Origin of the sequence: Paracoccus sp. SY, from assembly GCF_002901215.1 — a bacterium.
GTDB classification, from domain to species: domain Bacteria; phylum Pseudomonadota; class Alphaproteobacteria; order Rhodobacterales; family Rhodobacteraceae; genus Paracoccus; species Paracoccus acridae.
In genome coordinates, this window is sequence record NZ_NWMQ01000011.1 from 1 (window position 1) to 16,670 (window position 16,670).

The 16,670-nt window shown below is 66.8% G+C and carries 14 protein-coding genes; 5 read left to right on the plus strand and 9 right to left on the minus strand.

Annotated elements, in window-relative coordinates; translation table 11 throughout:
• Positions 1-382 (minus strand): alpha-amylase family glycosyl hydrolase (locus CK944_RS10610; protein ID WP_239986034.1); only part of this gene is annotated, 382 nt, incomplete at its 3' end.
• Between the two features lie 114 nt (positions 383-496).
• Between CK944_RS10610 and glgB the strand changes: the two genes are divergently transcribed.
• The 5 genes from glgB to CK944_RS10635 all read left to right on the plus strand — a co-directional run bounded on the left by glgB (position 497) and on the right by CK944_RS10635 (position 10,001).
• Entirely contained in the window at positions 497-2,689 is a 2,193-nt protein-coding gene (gene glgB, locus CK944_RS10615) for a 1,4-alpha-glucan branching protein GlgB (RefSeq protein WP_103173041.1), read from the plus strand.
• Positions 2,689-3,945: a glucose-1-phosphate adenylyltransferase gene (gene glgC / locus CK944_RS10620; protein WP_103173042.1), complete on the plus strand. Its 1,257-nt coding sequence runs from the start codon at positions 2,689-2,691 to the stop codon at positions 3,943-3,945. Before glgB ends, glgC begins: the two co-directional genes overlap by 1 nt.
• Positions 3,942-5,369, plus strand: coding sequence for a glycogen synthase GlgA (glgA, locus tag CK944_RS10625; protein WP_103173043.1), 1,428 nt, complete (start codon positions 3,942-3,944; stop codon positions 5,367-5,369). The genes glgC and glgA overlap by 4 nt, the downstream gene beginning before the upstream one ends.
• Positions 5,366-7,447: a glycogen debranching protein GlgX gene (glgX, locus tag CK944_RS10630; RefSeq protein WP_103173044.1), complete on the plus strand. Its 2,082-nt coding sequence runs from the start codon at positions 5,366-5,368 to the stop codon at positions 7,445-7,447. The genes glgA and glgX overlap by 4 nt, the downstream gene beginning before the upstream one ends.
• 169 nt (positions 7,448-7,616) lie before the next feature.
• Complete coding sequence (locus CK944_RS10635) at positions 7,617-10,001, plus strand: glycogen/starch/alpha-glucan phosphorylase (RefSeq protein WP_103173045.1); 2,385 nt, start codon at positions 7,617-7,619, stop codon at positions 9,999-10,001.
• Between the two features lie 49 nt (positions 10,002-10,050).
• On the opposite strand, the gene CK944_RS10640 is transcribed toward CK944_RS10635, so the two are convergent.
• From CK944_RS10640 to CK944_RS10675, 8 genes are all read right to left on the minus strand, one after another.
• On the minus strand, positions 10,051-10,785 hold the full coding sequence (locus CK944_RS10640; RefSeq protein WP_103173046.1) for an ABC transporter permease: 735 nt from the start codon (positions 10,783-10,785) through the stop codon (positions 10,051-10,053).
• Positions 10,782-11,702 (minus strand): ABC transporter ATP-binding protein, encoded by a 921-nt coding sequence (locus tag CK944_RS10645; protein ID WP_103173047.1) that lies wholly within the window; start codon positions 11,700-11,702, stop codon positions 10,782-10,784. The genes CK944_RS10640 and CK944_RS10645 overlap by 4 nt, the downstream gene beginning before the upstream one ends.
• Positions 11,699-12,838 carry an ABC transporter permease gene (locus CK944_RS10650; protein WP_103173048.1) on the minus strand — a complete coding sequence of 380 codons (1,140 nt, stop codon included), beginning with the start codon at positions 12,836-12,838 and terminating at the stop codon, positions 11,699-11,701. The genes CK944_RS10645 and CK944_RS10650 overlap by 4 nt, the downstream gene beginning before the upstream one ends.
• Before the next feature lie 3 nt (positions 12,839-12,841).
• Positions 12,842-13,747, minus strand: coding sequence for an ABC transporter substrate-binding protein (locus CK944_RS10655; RefSeq protein ID WP_103173049.1), 906 nt, complete (start codon positions 13,745-13,747; stop codon positions 12,842-12,844).
• Between the two features lie 72 nt (positions 13,748-13,819).
• Complete coding sequence (locus CK944_RS10660; RefSeq protein WP_103173050.1) at positions 13,820-14,398, minus strand: DUF1190 domain-containing protein; 579 nt, start codon at positions 14,396-14,398, stop codon at positions 13,820-13,822.
• A 12-nt stretch (positions 14,399-14,410) separates the two neighbouring features.
• A complete protein-coding gene (locus tag CK944_RS10665) occupies positions 14,411-15,637 on the minus strand; it encodes a glutathionylspermidine synthase family protein (protein ID WP_103173051.1) in 1,227 nt (408 codons plus the stop codon).
• A gap of 49 nt (positions 15,638-15,686) precedes the next feature.
• On the minus strand, positions 15,687-16,148 hold the full coding sequence (locus CK944_RS10670) for an Lrp/AsnC family transcriptional regulator (RefSeq protein ID WP_103173052.1): 462 nt from the start codon (positions 16,146-16,148) through the stop codon (positions 15,687-15,689).
• The gene (locus CK944_RS10675; RefSeq protein WP_103173131.1) at positions 16,145-16,600 is read right to left on the minus strand and encodes an Lrp/AsnC family transcriptional regulator; all 456 of its coding nucleotides are present in this window, start codon (positions 16,598-16,600) and stop codon (positions 16,145-16,147) included. The genes CK944_RS10670 and CK944_RS10675 overlap by 4 nt, the downstream gene beginning before the upstream one ends.
• Between the last annotated feature and the right edge of the window lie 70 nt (positions 16,601-16,670).

Genomic DNA, 16,670 nt, shown 5'->3' on the forward strand with positions numbered 1-16,670 from the left:
CCCAGACATACCAGTCGGCCTTGTCGTTGTCGCGGCTGGTGCGGCTTTCGGCGAACCAGGGATGGCGGTCGCTGGAATGGCTGATCACCTGGTCGATGATGACCTTCAGGCCCAGGTCATGCGCCCGCGCGACAAGCGCGTCGAAATCGGCCAAGGTGCCGAACAGCGGGTCGATGTCGCAATAGTCGCTGACGTCATAGCCCATGTCCTTCATGGGCGAGGTGAAGATGGGCGACAGCCAGATTGCGTCCACGCCAAGCGATGCGACATGGTCCAGCCGCCGCGTGATGCCGGGCAGGTCGCCGATGCCGTCACCGTCGCTGTCCTGAAAGCTGCGGGGATAGATCTGATAGATCACCGCGTCGCGCCACCATTCGGTCATAAGGGTCTCCTGCAAGGTTCGGTGCGATAGAACACGACCAACGTGACACCGGAAAGCCGGTTTCGGCGTTAGGTGACGGATTGCCCTGCCGCAGGGGCGGGTTAAGGTGGGCGCATGGGACAGGTGCCAGAGGTGTCAGGGCTGACGAATGACGATATCGCCGCGCTGTCCGGCGGGCGTTGCGACCGGCCGTTCGACATCCTGGGACCACATGACGGCTGGCTGACCGTCCATCATCCCGACATCGCCGCGCTGGATGCCTTGACCGATGCGGGCAGCCTGCCGCTGGAACGGGTCTTCGGCGATCTGTTCCGGGGACGCGTCAGCGGCAGCTATCGCCTGAAGGCCCGGTCTGCGGATGGGACCGAATGGCTGTTCGACGATCCCTATCGCTTCGGTCCAGTCCTGGGGGACATCGACCTGCACCTGCTGGGCGAGGGGACGCATCGCCGGCTGTGGCAGGCGCTTGGCGCCCATGTGATGGTGCATGAAGCCGTGGCGGGCACGCATTTCGCCGTCTGGGCGCCCAATGCCCGGCGCGTGTCGGTGGTGGGGCCGTTCAACGCCTGGGACGGGCGGCGCCATCCGATGCGCCGCGTCGGCGGCAGCGGGGTGTGGGAGATCTTCCTGCCCGACCTGGCCGAGGGGGCGCTTTACAAGTACGAAATCCTCGATGCCCATGGCGGGCTGTTGATGAAGGCAGACCCGGTGGGATTCGGCAGCCAGCATCCGCCCGAAAAGGCCAACGTGGTGCGCGACATCTCCGGTTACGGCTGGAAGGACGCCGAGTGGATGGCGAGCCGCGCCGGGGTGCAGGACCGCCGCGCGCCCATCAGCATCTACGAGGTGCATCTGGGGTCCTGGCGCAGGCGGCTGGACCAGGGCGGGCGGCCCCTGTCCTACAAGGAACTGGCCCGCGATCTGGTGGGCTATGCGCGTGACATGGGCTTTACCCATCTGGAACTGCTGCCGGTCAGCGAATTTCCCTTTGACGGATCCTGGGGATATCAGCCTGTCGGGCTTTATGCGCCCACGATCCGCTTCGGGCCGCCCCATGAATTCCGCGACCTGGTCGAGGCCGCGCATCAGGCGGGTCTGGGCGTGCTGCTGGACTGGGTTCCCGGCCATTTCCCGACCGACGCGCATGGCCTGGCCCGCTTTGACGGCACCGCGCTTTACGAACATGCCGACCCGCGCGAAGGGTTCCACCAGGACTGGAACACGCTGATCTACAACTATGGCCGGACCGAGGTTCGCAATTACCTGATCTCCAACGCCCTGTACTGGCTGGAGGAATATCACATCGACGGGCTGCGCGTGGATGCGGTGGCCTCCATGCTGTATCGCGACTATTCCCGCCGCGAGGGGCAGTGGATCCCCAACAGGCATGGCGGGCGCGAGAACCTGGAGGCCATCGACTTCCTGAAGGCCATGAACGTCGCGGCCTATGCGGAAAGCCCCGGCATCATGACCGTGGCCGAGGAAAGCACATCCTTTCCCAAGGTGTCCGCCCCGGTGGATGCGGGCGGGCTTGGCTTCGGCTTCAAGTGGAACATGGGCTGGATGAACGACACGCTGCGCTTCATGAGCCGCGACCCGGTGCATCGCCGGTATCACCACGACCTGATGACCTTCGGGCTGATGTATGCATTCAGCGAAAACTTTATCCTGCCGATCAGCCATGACGAGGTGGTCCACGGCAAGGGCTCGATGCTGCGCAAGATGCCGGGCGATGAATGGCAGCAATTCGCCAACCTGCGCGCCTTTTACGGCTTCATGTGGGGTCATCCGGGCAAGAAGCTGCTGTTCATGGGATGCGAATGGGGCCAGGCCGAGGAATGGAACCACAATGGCGAACTGAACTGGACCGCCGCCGCCCAACCCCGCCACCAGGGCGTGCAGGCGCTGGTGCGCGACCTGAACCGGCTTTACCGCGAAACCCCCGCGCTTTACCGCAAGGATGCGGAGCCCGAGGGCTTCCAATGGGTCGCGACCGATCCGGCGCAGTCCACATTCGTCTGGATCCGCCGGGGCGAGGCGGGCGATCCCCCGGTGGTCGTCGCCTGCAATTTCACGCCCGTCCCGCGCCCCGGCTTCCGCATCGGCGTGCCGCAGCCCGGCCCTTGGCGAGAGGCGATCAACACCGATGCGTCCCATTACGGCGGCAGCGGCATGGGCAACCTTGGCGGGGTAAAGGCCACGGACACGCCCCAGGACGGCCAGCCCGCCTCGATGGCGATCACGCTGCCGCCCTTGTCGGTGGTGATCTTTGTTGCAGGTAATGGTGATGAGGGGGAGGAAAGCTGATGTCCGAAGCAAGATTGACCCGGCGCGCGATGGCTTTCGTGCTGGCCGGCGGGCGGGGCAGCCGCCTGAGAGAGTTGACCGACCGCCGGGTGAAACCGGCGGTCTATTTCGGCGGCAAGACCCGCATCATCGACTTCGCGCTGTCGAACGCGATGAATTCGGGCATCCGCAAGATCGCGGTCGCGACGCAATACAAGGCGCACAGCCTGATCCGGCATGTGCAGCGCGGCTGGAACTTCTTTCGCGCCGAACGAAACGAGTTCATGGACATCCTGCCCGCCAGCCAGCGGATGTCGGAAGAACACTGGTATCGCGGCACGGCCGATGCCGTGACCCAGAACATCGACATCGTGGACAGCTATGACGTGGATTACATCGTCATCCTGGCGGGCGACCACATCTACAAGATGGATTACGAGATCATGCTGCGCGAGCATTGCGAAAGCCGCGCCGACGTGACCATCGGCTGCCTGACCGTGCCGCGGATGGACGCCACCGCCTTCGGGGTCATGGCGGTGGATGAAACCGGACGCATCACCTCGTTTCTGGAAAAGCCCGCCGATCCGCCGGGGATGCCCGACGATCCCGACAGCGCGCTGGCATCGATGGGCATCTATGTCTTCAGCTGGCCCTTCCTGCGCGACCTTCTGCTGAAGGATGCCGAGGATCCCAATTCAAGCCACGATTTCGGCCATGACCTGATCCCCGAGATCGTCAGGAACGGCAAGGCCATGGCGCACCGCTTCGACGTGTCCTGCGTGCGCGATCCGGGCGCGCCCGCATACTGGAAGGACGTCGGCACGGTGGATGCCTTCTGGAAGGCCAATATCGACCTGACCGATTTCACCCCCGAACTGAACCTGTGGGACCGTGACTGGCCGATCTGGACCTATTCCGAAAGCGTGCCGCCGGCGAAGTTTATCCATGACGAAAAGGACCGTCGGGGCATCGCCGTGTCGTCCATGGTGTCGGGGGGCTGCATCATCTCGGGGACGGAGATCCGCAATTCGCTGCTGTTCACGCAGGTCCATACCAACAGCTATGCGTCGCTGGACCATGTCGTGGTGCTGCCCTATGTCACGGTGCAGCGGCGTGCGCGTCTGACCCGCGCGGTGATCGACCGGGGCGTGGTCATTCCCGAGGGCCTTGTCGTGGGCGAGGATCCGCAGGAAGACTCCAAGTGGTTCCGCGTCAGCGAAGGAGGCATCACCTTGATCACCCAGGACATGCTGGACCACCGGGCGGCAAGCCTGTGATCCGGGTGCTGTCGATCGCCTCGGAATGCGCGCCGCTGGTCAAGACGGGCGGGCTGGCGGATGTGGCGGGCGCGCTGCCCGCCGCGCTTGCCGCCGAAGGGGTCCAGATGCGGACCCTGCTGCCCGGCTATCCCGCCGTGATGGACGCATTGCAGGACGTGTCCGAGGTCTATTATTTCCACGACCTGTTCGGCGCCCCGGCACGGGTCATGGCCGGCCGGGCGGCGGGGCTGGACCTGCTGGCGATCGACTCACCCCATCTGTTCGCCCGGACGGGCAACCCCTACATGGCCCCGGACGGGCGCGACTGGCCGGACAATCCCGAACGCTTTGCCGCGCTGTCCTGGGTCGGCGCGCATCTGGGGGTGCATGGCGCGCTTGGCTGGCATCCGCAGGTGCTGCACGGCCATGACTGGCAGGCGGGCTTTGTCACCGAATATCTGCGCCAGATGGGCGGCGGGCCTGCCACGGTGCTGACCATCCACAACATCGCTTTCACCGGCGCCACCGATCCCGGCCGGATCGGGTCGCTGCGCCTGGATCCCTGGCGCTTCCACATGGAAGGCTATGAATTCTATGGCGGCATCTCGCCGCTGAAGGCGGGGCTGATGGGGGCCGATGCGCTGACCACGGTGTCGCCGACCTATGCCGAGGAACTGATGACCCCCGAATTCGGCATGGGCCTGGACGGGGTGATGCGATACCGGCGCGAGGCCCTGTCGGGCATCCTGAACGGCATCGACACGGATGCCTGGAACCCCGCCACCGATCCGGCGATCCGGCCCTATGACAGCCCCATGGGCAAGGCCGCCAACAAGGCCGCCCTGCGGGCCGAGATGGGTTTGCCCGATGCGGATGGCCCCCTGTGCGTGATCGTGTCGCGGATGACGCATCAGAAAGGGCTTGATCTGGTGCTGGGGGCGCTGCCCGCCCTGCTGGATCATGGCGGGCAACTGGCGGTGCTGGGGTCGGGCGATCCCGGCCTGGAACAGGCCTTTCGCACCTTGGGCGAACAGAACGCCAATGTCGCGGTCCGCATCGGCTATGACGAGGCGCTGTCCCACCGCCTGATCGCCGGGGGGGACGCGATCCTGGTCCCGTCGCGCTTCGAGCCCTGCGGGCTGACCCAGATGTATGGGCTGCGCTATGGCACCGTGCCGGTGGTGGCGCTGACGGGCGGTCTGGCAGATACGGTCATCAACGCATCGCCTGCCGCCCTGGCGCGGGATGCGGCGACGGGCTTGCAGTTTTCCCCGGTGACGGCGGATGCGCTGCGCGGCGCCCTGACCCGTCTTTGCCTGCTTTACCGGGACACGGATACCTGGGCCCGCCTTCAGCGGAACGCGATGTCGCATCCCGTGGGCTGGGACCAGTCGGCCCGCGCCTATGGCGCCCTTTACACCAGGCTTGCGACGAACCGATGACCCATTCGATCACGGCGGGCCATCCGTTCCCGCTTGGCGCCAGTTTCGATGGGGGCGGCGTCAATTTCGCCCTCTTTTCCCAGCATGCCGAACGGGTCGTCCTGTGCCTGTTCGACGACCAGGACCGGGAAACCCGCATCCCCCTGCCGGAACGCGAAGGCCATGTCTGGCACGGATACATCGCCGGCCTTTTGCCGGGGCAGCGGTACGGATACCGCGTCCACGGCCCCTATCGCCCCCGCGACGGGCATCGCTTCAACCCCAACAAGCTGCTGATCGACCCTTATGCCAAAAGCCTGACCAAGCCGCCGCGCATCCATGACGCGCTGTTCGGATACCGGGCCGGGCACGCGGATGCGGATCTGTCCTTCGACCGCCGCGACAGCGCCGCCTTCATGCCGCGCTGCGTGGTGGTCGATCCGGCCTTCAGCTGGGGCGAGGACCGCCCCCTGCGCACCCCCCTGACCGATACCGTGATCTACGAGGCGCATGTGAAGGGGCTGACCATGCTGCATCCGGGCATCGACCGGCCCGGCAGCTTCCTGGCCATGGCCTCGGACCCGGTCCTGGATCACCTGAACCGCCTGGGCGTCACGGCCATCGAACTGCTGCCGGTTCATGCCTTCGCGGACGACCGCTTCCTGACCGACCGGGGGCTGACGAATTACTGGGGCTATATGTCCTATGGCTTCTTCGCGCCCGATCCGCGTTACCTGCAGGGGGGCGACATCGCCGAATTCCAGCAGATGGTGGCGCGGTTCCACCAGGCAGGGATCGAGGTGATCCTGGACGTGGTCTATAACCACACGGCCGAGGGGGACGAGCTTGGCCCCACCCTGTGCTTCCGGGGCATCGACAACGCCGCCTATTACCGCCTGGCCGAGGACCGGCGCTTCTATGTGAACGACGCCGGGACGGGCAATGTCCTGGACCTGGACAACCCCTTCGCGCTGCGGCTGGTGATGGACAGCCTGCGATACTGGGTCGAGGCGATGCATGTGGACGGCTTCCGCTTCGACCTGTGTTCGGTACTGGGCCGGACGCGTGGGGCGTTTGACCCCGACGGGCCGTTCTTTCGCGCGGTGCGCCAGGATCCCGTCCTGAACCGCGTCAAGCTGATCGCCGAGCCCTGGGATCTGGGCCGGGACGGCTATCGGCTGGGCGCCTGTCCCGCGCCCTTCTGCGAATGGAACGACCGGTTCCGCGACCAGGTGCGCAGCTTCTGGCGCGGCGATGCGGGGAAGGTCGGCAAGCTGGCGAAACGCATCGCCGGATCGGCGGCGCGGTTCGATCATGACGGCCGGGCTGCCACGTCCTCGGTCAACTTCGTGGCCGCGCATGACGGGTTCACGCTGATGGATACCGTCAGCTTCACGCGCAAGCACAACGATGCCAATGGCGAGGGCAACCGCGACGGCCACGACCACAACATGTCGGACAACATGGGCGTCGAAGGCCCGGCCCTTGATCCCGAAATCCTTGCCCGCCGCGACCGCCGCCGCCGCAACCTGATGGCCACCCTGATGCTGAGCCAGGGCACGCCGATGATCCTGGCGGGGGACGAGCTTGGCAATTCCCAGAACGGCAACAACAACGCCTATTGCCAGGACAATCCGATCGGCTGGGTCCAATGGGAAGGCGCGGACCCGGCCTTCCTGGATTTCTGCCGCCAGATCATCGCCTTTCGCAAGGCCCATCCGATCCTGCGCCAGCGGCGGTTCCTGCACAGCCAGCCGCGCGAACAGGACGGGCTGCCCGACCTGTTCTGGCGCCGCGCCGACGGGGCGCCCATGACGCTTGCGGACTGGTCCGACCCGGACCTGTGCCTGCTGGCGGCGGAAATGCGCATGGCATCGAGGACACCCCCCTATGCCGCGCTGCCGGGGGCGGTGTTCCTGGTCTTCAACAACGGCCCCGACACGTCCGTGCGCCTGCCCGATACGACCCAGGGCGGCCACTGGCGCAGGCGCCTGGATACCGCCCGGAACGGTCCCCCGGATGAACGGGCGGGGCAGGTGGAACGGATCGCTGCGGAAAGCGTGGCGGCCTTTGTCTTGTGCGACCTGATGCAGATGTGACAGCAGGGCCCATGTTCCAGGCAATAGGGTGCACAGGGCGGCGGTCCGCACCCCAAACCCTTTTCAACCGGCCGGAAAGCTGGCAACAGAAAATCAACCCCTGCCGGGTATTCTGGCGCTTCGGCGGCGCGACATCTGATTCCCTTCCCCTCCCCAGCGAGGTTCGATCTTGAAAAACCCACCTACGGCCCTGGCCCTGCGCGACCAGATCCTTCACCACCTGACCCACAGCCAGGGGCGGGGGGCGGAATTCGCCACGACCTTCGACTGGCGGATGGCCATCAGCTATACCGTGCGCGACCTGACGGCGGGCACCTGGGTGGATGCCTTCCGCGCCGCGCGCGACCAGGGGGCAAAGCGGGTCTGCTATCTGTCGATGGAATTCCTGATCGGGCGGATGCTGGGCGATGCGATCATCAACCTTCGCCTGGAAAAACCGATGGAGGAAGCGCTGGCGATGCTGGGCCTCGACCAGCAGCAGATCCTGGACAACGAACCGGATGCGGCGCTTGGCAATGGCGGGCTGGGGCGGCTTGCCGCCTGCTTCATGGAATCGCTCTCCTCGCTCAACTGTCCGGCCTTCGGCTATGGCATCCGCTATGAACATGGGCTGTTCCGGCAGCGGTTCGAAGGCGGCCAGCAGGTCGAAACGCCCGAGGATTGGCTGAACCAGCCCCACCCTTGGGAATTCGTCAAGATCGACTACAGCTATACCGTGGGCTTCAAGGGCCATGTGGAAACCGTGGATGGCCGCGCCGTCTGGCATCCGGGCGAAAGCGTGATCGCACGGGCCTATGACACGCCGGTCGTGGGATGGGGCGGCACCTGGGCCAATACGCTGCGGCTGTGGGGGTCGCATCCGACGACCCTTCTGGATCTGCACCGCTTCAATGCGGGCGACCACACGGCGGCGGCGGAACCCGAGGCTTTGGCGCGCACCCTGTCGCGCGTGCTTTATCCCGACGACACGACCGATGCGGGCAAGGAACTGCGGCTGAAGCAGGAATATTTCCTGACCTCGGCTTCCCTGCAGGACATCCTGCGGCGCTTCATGCAGGAACATGGCGATCTGCGGCTGCTGCCCGACAAGGTCGCGATGCAGTTGAACGACACCCATCCGGCGATTGCTGGGCCGGAGCTGATCCGCATCCTGATGGACGACCACGGCCTGCCCTTCGGCGAGGCGCAGGATCTGGCGCGCCGGACGCTGAACTATACCAACCACACCCTCATGCCCGAGGCGCTGGAGCGCTGGTCCACCTGGCTTTTGGGTGGCGTGCTGCCGCGCCACATGCAGATCATCCAGATGATCGACGACGACCACCGAGCCTCCAGCGGACGGCCTGCGGATGTCGGCATCGTCCAGCATGATCAGGTGCGGATGGGGGAACTGGCCTTCATCATGGCGGGCAAGGTGAACGGGGTGTCGGCGCTGCATACCGACCTGGTCAAGGACACGGTCTTTGCCGACCTGCACCGCCTGCATCCCGACCGGATCGTGAACCAGACCAACGGCGTCACCCCGCGCCGCTGGCTGCGCATGTCGAACCCCGGCCTGGCCCGGCTTCTGGACGACACGATCGGGGACGGCTGGACCACCGACCTGGAACAGTTGCGCGGGCTTGAACCCCAGGCCGGGGACGGCGCCTTCCGCGAGGCCTTGGGGCAGGTCAAGCGCGCCAACAAGGTCTGGCTGGCCGACGGGCTTCTGGCCGATCTGGGCGTCAAGGCGGACCCCGATGCGATCTTCGACATCCAGGTCAAGCGCATCCACGAATACAAGCGCCAGCTTCTGAACATCCTGGAAGCCATCGCCCTGTGGAAGCGGATCCACGACGATCCGAACGGAGACTGGACGCCTCGGGTCAAGGTCTTCGGCGGGAAGGCCGCGCCGGGATACTGGCTAGCCAAGTCGGTCATCCACCTGATCAACGACGTGGCGGCGACCATCAACAACGACCCCGTCACCCGGCGCTATCTGCAGATCGCCTATCCACCGAACTACAACGTCTCGATGGCCGAAGATCTGATCCCCGCGGCCGATCTGTCCGAACAGATCAGCACGGCGGGCAAGGAAGCCTCGGGCACCGGCAACATGAAGTTCACCATGAACGGCGCGCTGACCATCGGCACGCTGGACGGCGCGAATGTGGAAATCCGCGACCTTGTCGGCGCCGAGAACTTCTTCCTGTTCGGCCTGAAGGCGGACGAAGCCGCGCAAGAAGCCGCAACCCCCGGCCATGCCCGCCGCGCCATCGAGAGAAGCCAGGACCTGAAGGATGCGCTGCACCTGATATCGGAAGGTCGGTTCGGCCGGGCCGAGTCCTATTACAGCCTGCTGGACCGGACCTGGAACGACGACCCCTTCCTGGTGGCAAGCGACTTCGACGATTACTTCGCCACGCAGCGCCGCATCGACGCCGCCTATCGCGACAGCGCAACCTGGGACCGGATGGCTTGCCTGAACATCGCGCGGTCGGGCTTCTTTTCATCCGACCGCACGATCCGGGGATACATGGCCGACATCTGGAATGTCGTGCCGGTGGCGATCTAGCCGGCCGGGTGGCGGGGTCGGGACGCGCGGCCGGAAGCCGTTCCGGGGGCTAGTCCAGCCCCATTCGCCGCCGGGCCCGGATTTCGGCCGCCTGGAACGCGTGATGGATCAGCACTGCCAGAATGCCCACGACCAGCCCGCCCTGCAGCACGAAGGCGGTGTTCGATGACAAAAGCCCGGCGATGATCACCTCGCCCAGGGTGCGCGCCGCCACCGTCGATCCGATGGTCGCCGTTCCCAGGGAAATCACCGCCGTCAGCCGCATCCCGGCCAGAAGCAGCGGCAAAGCCAGCGGCAGGTCGATCTGCCACAGCCGCTGGCGGGGCGTCAGGCCCATCGCCCGCGCCGCCTCGGCCACGGGCGCGGGTTGGTCCGACAGCCCGGCAAGCGCGTTTTCAAAGACCGGCAGCAGCCCGTAGAGAAACAGCGCCACCAGCGTCGGGCCGGTGCCGAAGCCCAGAACCGGCACCGCCAGCGCCAGCACCGCGACCGGCGGAAAGGTCTGGCCCACGGCGGTGACAGTGCGCGCCAGGGGCAGGAATTCGCGCCCCGCGCCGCGCGTCACCAGGATCGCCAGCACCAACCCTGCGACGGTCGAGGCCGCGACCGCCACGGCCACGATGGCCAGATGCGACAGGGTCAGCGACAGCAGGCTGGTCTGCGTATAGATGGCGGGCGCATTGTTGCGGGTGAAGGGCTGGAAAAGCGGGGCGAAGCTGCCCGGCGAGATCAAGAATGCCAGCAGCCCCAGGCCCGCCAAAGCCGGCAGGATGCGGCGGATCATCGCGGCCTTGCCTCGGCGCGCAGCGCGTCCAGCGTCACGATCCCGCCCCCCTGGACCGGCAGGGCGGTGCGCCCGGTCCATAGACATTCGGCAAGGGCATCGTGCAAGGTCGCCTCGGGCGGGATGGCGGGGCCTTCCGCATCGCCGGGCTGCGCCAGATCGCCGACCGTCTTCAACGACAGCAGTCGCAGCGGCCGATCGGTCGCGCCGATCAGGTCGCGCACGAAGGGCGCGGCCGGCTGGGTCAGGATGCGGGCCGGGTGGTCGTATTGCAGCAGCCGCCCCCCGTCCATGACGGCGATCCGGTCGCCCAGATCCACGGCCTCTCGCATGTCGTGGGTGACAAGGATCAGCGTCGTGCCCAGCCTTTGCTGGATCGCGCGCAGATCCGCCTGGGCCTTGGCGCGGATCAGCGGGTCGAGCGCGCCGAAGGGCTCGTCCATCAGCAGCAGGTCCGGCCTGGCGGCAAGGGCGCGGGCCACGCCCACGCGCTGCGCCTGCCCCCCCGACAACCGGTGCGGCATCCTGTTGCGGAAGGTGGCCGGGTCCAGCTGGAACAAGGCCAGCAATTCGTCCACGCGGGCGTCGATCCGGGCGCGCGGCCAGCCCAGCAGGCGCGGCACGGTGGCGATGTTCTGCGCGACCGTGCGGTGCGGAAACAGCCCGTGGCCCTGGATGGCATAGCCGATGCGGCGGCGCAGCAGATGGGCGGGCAGGGTGGCGGTGTCCACGCCCTCGACCAGAACCTGGCCCGAGCTTGGCTGGACCAGCCGGTTGATCATCCGCAGCAGCGTCGTCTTGCCCGACCCCGAGGTGCCGACCAGCACCGCAAGCTCCCCCGTCCCGACCGTCAGGCTGACGTCGTCGACCACCGGAACCCCGTCATAGACCCGGGTCAGGTGCCGGATCTCGATCATGCGGCCCCCCGGCGCGTTCCCTGCACCAGCAGATCCAGCGCGATTCCCGCCACCAGTGCCAGGGCGATGGTGGGCAGCGCGCCCAGCAGCACCAGGTCCATGGCGGTCTGGCCAAGCCCCTGGAAGACGAAGGTGCCGAAGCCGCCGCCGCCGATCAGCCCCGCGATGACTGCAAGGCCGATGTTCTGGACCAGCACGATCCGCACGGCGGCCAGCAGCACCGGCAGGGCCAGCGGCAGCAGCACCTGCGCCATGACCTGCGCGCGGGTCATGCCCAGGCCCACCGCCGCTTCCCGGGTGGGGGCCGGCACGCCCGACAGCCCGGCCAGCGTGTTCGACACCACTGGCAGCAGCGAATACAGAAACAGCGCGACCAATGCTGGGAAGGTGCCGATGCCCGACACGCCCGCCTGCGCCGCACCGGGAACGGTGGCCGCAACCCAACCCAGGATCGGGATCATCATCCCGAACAACGCCAGCGACGGGATGGTCTGCAGGATGTTCAGCACCCCCAGGACCGGGCCGCGCCAGCGCCGCACCTGAAAGATCGCGATGCCCAGGGGGATGCCCGCCAGCAGCGCAAGGCCCAGCGATCCGAAGGCAAGCGCCAGATGGGCCTGCGCCTCGCGCCCGAACAGGTCGCGACGGGTGGCATATTCGCGCATCACCGACACGCCATCCAGCACGCCGGATGCCAGGATCCCGGCCGCCAGCGCCACCGCCCCTGCCAGCATCACCCATCGCAGCGCCAGCGAAGGGCGAAGCCGGTTCACCGCATCGGCCAGCATCAGCCCGAAGGCAAGAACCAGAAGCCAGAAGCCCGATGCCGGGGCGACCCGCGCCAGGCTGTTGCCCAGCGGCGGCAGATGGAGCGCCGCCATCCCCAGCATCAGCGTTGCAGCGATCAGCCCCGCGACCGCCGATGCCAGCCGCGCCGCGGCAGGCCAGCGGTCAGGGCAGGCCAGGACCAGAACGGCGCCAAGGCCCAGCATGACCCAGGGACCATGGGGCAGGGCAGCCAGTCCCACCCCTTCGCCCGGCACGATGCGGTTTGCCTTGAACTGGACCAGGGGCAGGGCCAGACCCGCCAGCCCGATCACGGCGAACAGGACGGCCGGGGGCGACAGCCGGGGCATGGATCAGTCCAGGAAGCCCGCCTGGGTCAGGTAATCCTCGGCCACCGCCGCCGCAGGTTCGCCGCCGATCTGGATGCGGCCGTTCAGCGTCTGCAGCGTTTGCAGGGTCAGGGAGGTGAAGATCGGCTCCAGCACCTCGGCGATCTGGGGATGGGCCTCCAGCACCGACGCGCGGACGATGGGGGCGGGCTGGTAAACCGGCTGGACGGCCTTGTCGTCCTCCATCACCAGCAGCCCGGCCTCGGCGATCGCGCCGTCGGTGCCATAGACCATCGCCGCGTTCACGCCCGACGTCTGCTGCGCCGCCGCCGCGATGGTCGCCGCCGTATCGCCGCCCGCAAGCTGCACAAGCTGGTCGGGCGTCAAGGTGAAGCCATAGGTTTCCTGGAAGGCCGGCAGGGCGGCGGGCGAGGTCACGAATTCGCTGGAAGCCGCCAGTTTCACTTGGCCCCCGCCTGCGATCCATTCGCCCATCTGGGTCATGGTGGTTAGGCCGTGCTCCTCGGCCACCTCCTGGCGCAGGGCGATGGCCCAGGTGTTGTTGGCCGGGGACGGCGTCAGCCAGACGATGTCGTTCTGTTCCTTGTCCAGTTCCGCCACGCGGGCATAGCCTTGGGCCGCATCCTTCCAGACCGGGCTGTCGGCCTCGTTGAAGAAGAAGGCACCATTGGCGGTGTATTCGGGATAGATGTCGATCTGACCCGCCACGATGGCGTCGCGCATGATCGGCGTGCCGCCCAGTTGCAGCCGGTCCTGGACCGGCTGGCCCGCGTCCCGCAGCGCCAGCAGGATCATGTTGCCCAGCAGCCCGCCCTCGGTGTCGATCTTCGAGGATACGACGATATCCTGTGCGGCAAGCGGCGTTGCCGCCATCAGCAGGGTGACGGCAAGCGGGGCAAGACGGGACATGCTGGAACTCCTGACATGGGAACAGGGGCGAACGCCCCGAATGGGTCAAGGTTCACGCAAATCCGCAATGGGTCAACCGCCAAAGGACCGGCTGCCCGCGCTTGATCCGAACCCCCCGCGCGAGGCGGCGGTCGCCCGCGACATCGGCGGCTGGCCTGCGGTCGCGGCGGGGCGGGCGAACTGGTTGCTGTTCAGCGCCGCGCGGCCGGTATTGCTGGAAAACGTGCTGGTTCGCGCGGCGTTGGTATAGCCGCCCTGGGGGGTGCGATACATCGGCTGGGACCGCGACATGCCCGCGCCCCCCAGCATCGACCCGATCAGGTAACCCGCCAGCAGCGGCATGAAGATGCTGCCCGACCCGCCGTTCGAGACCTGCTGGTCTTCCGATCCGCAATTGCCGACGCCGTGCTGTTCCTCGCAAACCTGCAGGCTGTCGTATCGGGGCGCGGATTCGACATGAAGCTGTTCGGCCTCGGCAAAGGACTGGCGGCATTCGTCGGCGGTGAACAGCCCGCCTTCATCCGCCGCGGCAAGGCAGGCGTTCAGGTCGGGAAAGGCCTGCGCGTCCACCTGTTCCTCGCGGCAGCCGGCGATGGCGAAGCTGGCGGCGCCAAGGATGGTCAGGGCAACGGCTCTGGAACGTTTCCTCATGTCTTTCCCCCTTTAGTCCGCGATGAAATGCGGCTTGAAGCGCGACAGGTCCTGCGTGATGCGGGCCCGGTCCTCTCGCAGGCCCATGCCCACGCAGGCATCCCCCACGATCCAGGCGCCGACGATCGGCTTGAAGCCGTCGAAGTCAGGCAAGGGCGCATAGGCCTGCACGATGCGCGGATGCTGGTCATAATCGGTATTTGGGGACGCCTCGGTCACATCGCCAGCCTCGACGATGCTGACGCCCGCGCCTTCGCGCGAAAAGATCGGCTTGACCACATGGCCGCGCGTGAACTGGTCCGCCACCTTTTCGAAGGCGCTCGCCACTGCAGGCACCGGGCGGCCCCCCGCCACAAGCGCGTCGGCCACGTCATCGGCGAAGAAAGCGGGCAGCAGATTCGGATGGCCTTCGAACATCTGCCACAGCACGGGCAGGATGCCCTTGTTCGACACAAGAGCCTTCCAGGCAGGTTCCAGGAACAGGCAGCCAGACCCTGCGATATGGCGGGCATAATCGTCGCGCAGCAGATCCTCCCAGGGATAGAGCTTGAACAGCGTGCCGATCACCCGATCCTCGGCATCGACGAACTGGCCCTGCTTGCTGACGCCCAGCTTGTCCAGGTCGCTGTAATGCGCGCCCATCCCGGCTTCGCGCGCGGCCCAGGCCATGGCCTCGACGGTGGCGTAATCCTCGGGGTTGTCGGCCATCGCGGTGAAGTGGATGTCGGTGTTCTTGGAGAACAAGGCGCGGAAGCGTTCCACCAGTGCCTCGTGGATGCCGTTGAACTGGTCCGCGCCATCCGGCAGCACGCCTGCCGCCAACTGGTCTTCCAGCCATTGCCACTGGAAGGCCGCGCTTTCGTAAAGCGAAGTCGGCGTGTCGGCATTGTATTCCAGCAGCTTTGCCGGGCCCTTGCCGTCATAGGCCAGGTCCAGCCGGCCATAAATCTCGGGCTCGTTGCGGCGCCAGCTGTCGGCCACTAGGTCGCGGTGGGGGTCGGGGATGCCCAGACGCTCCATCATTTCCTGGCTGGTCACGATCTCGGCTACGGCGTCGCGGCACATGGCGTGCAGGTCGGTCGAGGGTTCCTCGATATCGTCCTCGATCTGGCGCAGCGAGAACCGGTATGCCGAACTTTCGTCCCAATAAGGCTCGCCATGCATGTCGGCGAAGGTGAATCCCACCTCGCGCGCGGTGTCGCGCCAGTTGGGCCGTTCGGGAAGGGTGATCTTTTGCATGAGCGGATCTGTAGCGCGGGACAAGGGACGGGGCCAGACGAAACGCGCCTCAGGCGCCAAGGGGTCCCGGTCTGCGCTCCTCGGACAGCATCACGTTCGCCTCGACCTGGCCGACGCCGGGCAGGGTCATGATGCGGCGGCGCAGGATGCGTTCGAAATCGCTGATGTCGCGGGCGGTGATGCGCAGGCGATAGTCGAACTGGCCCAGGACATGCTGGACCACCTGCACCTCGGGGATGGCGGTGACGGCGCGCTCGAAGTCCTCCAGGCCGGTGCGGCCCTTGGCGGCCAGCTTGATGCCCAGAAAGACCGTGACGCCAAAGCCAAGCGCCGCCTGGTCCAGCACCACGCGCCGTCCCGCGATCACCCCCTGGTCGGTCAGCCGCTTGATGCGTCGCCAGGCGGCAGGCTGGCCGATGCCGACCGCGCGCCCCACATCGGCGGCGCTGCGCGTGGCATCCGTGGCCAGGACGCGCAGGATCGCCAGGTCGGTCGCATCCACATCGGTCACAGCGCCAGTTCCCCGCTGTCCTTGATGGTGGCGACCAGCATCAGCGCGTCCAGTTCGGCGATATGGGGCAGGGTCAGGATGCGGTCGCGATAGACCTGCTGCCAATGGGCCATGTCCCGCGCGATGACGGATGCCCGCCAGTCCACGCTGCCCAGGAAGGACTGGATCTCGATTACCTCGGGCACCTGGCGTAGGGCGGCCAGGAATTCGTCGAAGGCGCGGGGGTTGGTCTTGTCCAGGGTGAAGCGCAAGGACACCTCGACCGCCCAACCCATCGCTCGCCAGTCGATCCGCGCCTGCACGCCTTTCAGGACGCCCGCCTCGCGCATCCGTTCCAACCGCCGCCACAGCGCGGCGGATGTCACGCCCGCGCGTTCGGCCAGGGTGGCATTCGCGGCCTCGGGCTCGGCCAGAAGATGCCGCAGGATGCGGCGGTCGGTGCTGTCGGGCATGAAAGTCATAAAAAACGCCATAGCACGGCATAATCTTTTCGCAAGACCGGCCCGAAATTGCGTCCGTTGT

What these genes read in the sequence shown, in the direction of transcription:
- glgC (WP_103173042.1), top strand. Translation starts at nt 2,689, where the DNA reads ATGTCCGAAGCAAGATTGACCCGGCGCGCGATGGCTTTCGTGCTGGCC.
- CK944_RS10655 (WP_103173049.1), bottom strand. Translation starts at nt 13,747, where the DNA reads ATGTCCCGTCTTGCCCCGCTTGCCGTCACCCTGCTGATGGCGGCAACG.
- CK944_RS10645 (WP_103173047.1), bottom strand. Translation starts at nt 11,702, where the DNA reads ATGATCGAGATCCGGCACCTGACCCGGGTCTATGACGGGGTTCCGGTG.
- CK944_RS10675 (WP_103173131.1), bottom strand. Translation starts at nt 16,600, where the DNA reads ATGCCCGACAGCACCGACCGCCGCATCCTGCGGCATCTTCTGGCCGAG.
- glgB (WP_103173041.1), top strand. Translation starts at nt 497, where the DNA reads ATGGGACAGGTGCCAGAGGTGTCAGGGCTGACGAATGACGATATCGCC.
- CK944_RS10640 (WP_103173046.1), bottom strand. Translation starts at nt 10,785, where the DNA reads ATGATCCGCCGCATCCTGCCGGCTTTGGCGGGCCTGGGGCTGCTGGCA.
- CK944_RS10660 (WP_103173050.1), bottom strand. Translation starts at nt 14,398, where the DNA reads ATGAGGAAACGTTCCAGAGCCGTTGCCCTGACCATCCTTGGCGCCGCC.
- glgX (WP_103173044.1), top strand. Translation starts at nt 5,366, where the DNA reads ATGACCCATTCGATCACGGCGGGCCATCCGTTCCCGCTTGGCGCCAGT.
- CK944_RS10665 (WP_103173051.1), bottom strand. Translation starts at nt 15,637, where the DNA reads ATGCAAAAGATCACCCTTCCCGAACGGCCCAACTGGCGCGACACCGCG.
- CK944_RS10650 (WP_103173048.1), bottom strand. Translation starts at nt 12,838, where the DNA reads ATGCCCCGGCTGTCGCCCCCGGCCGTCCTGTTCGCCGTGATCGGGCTG.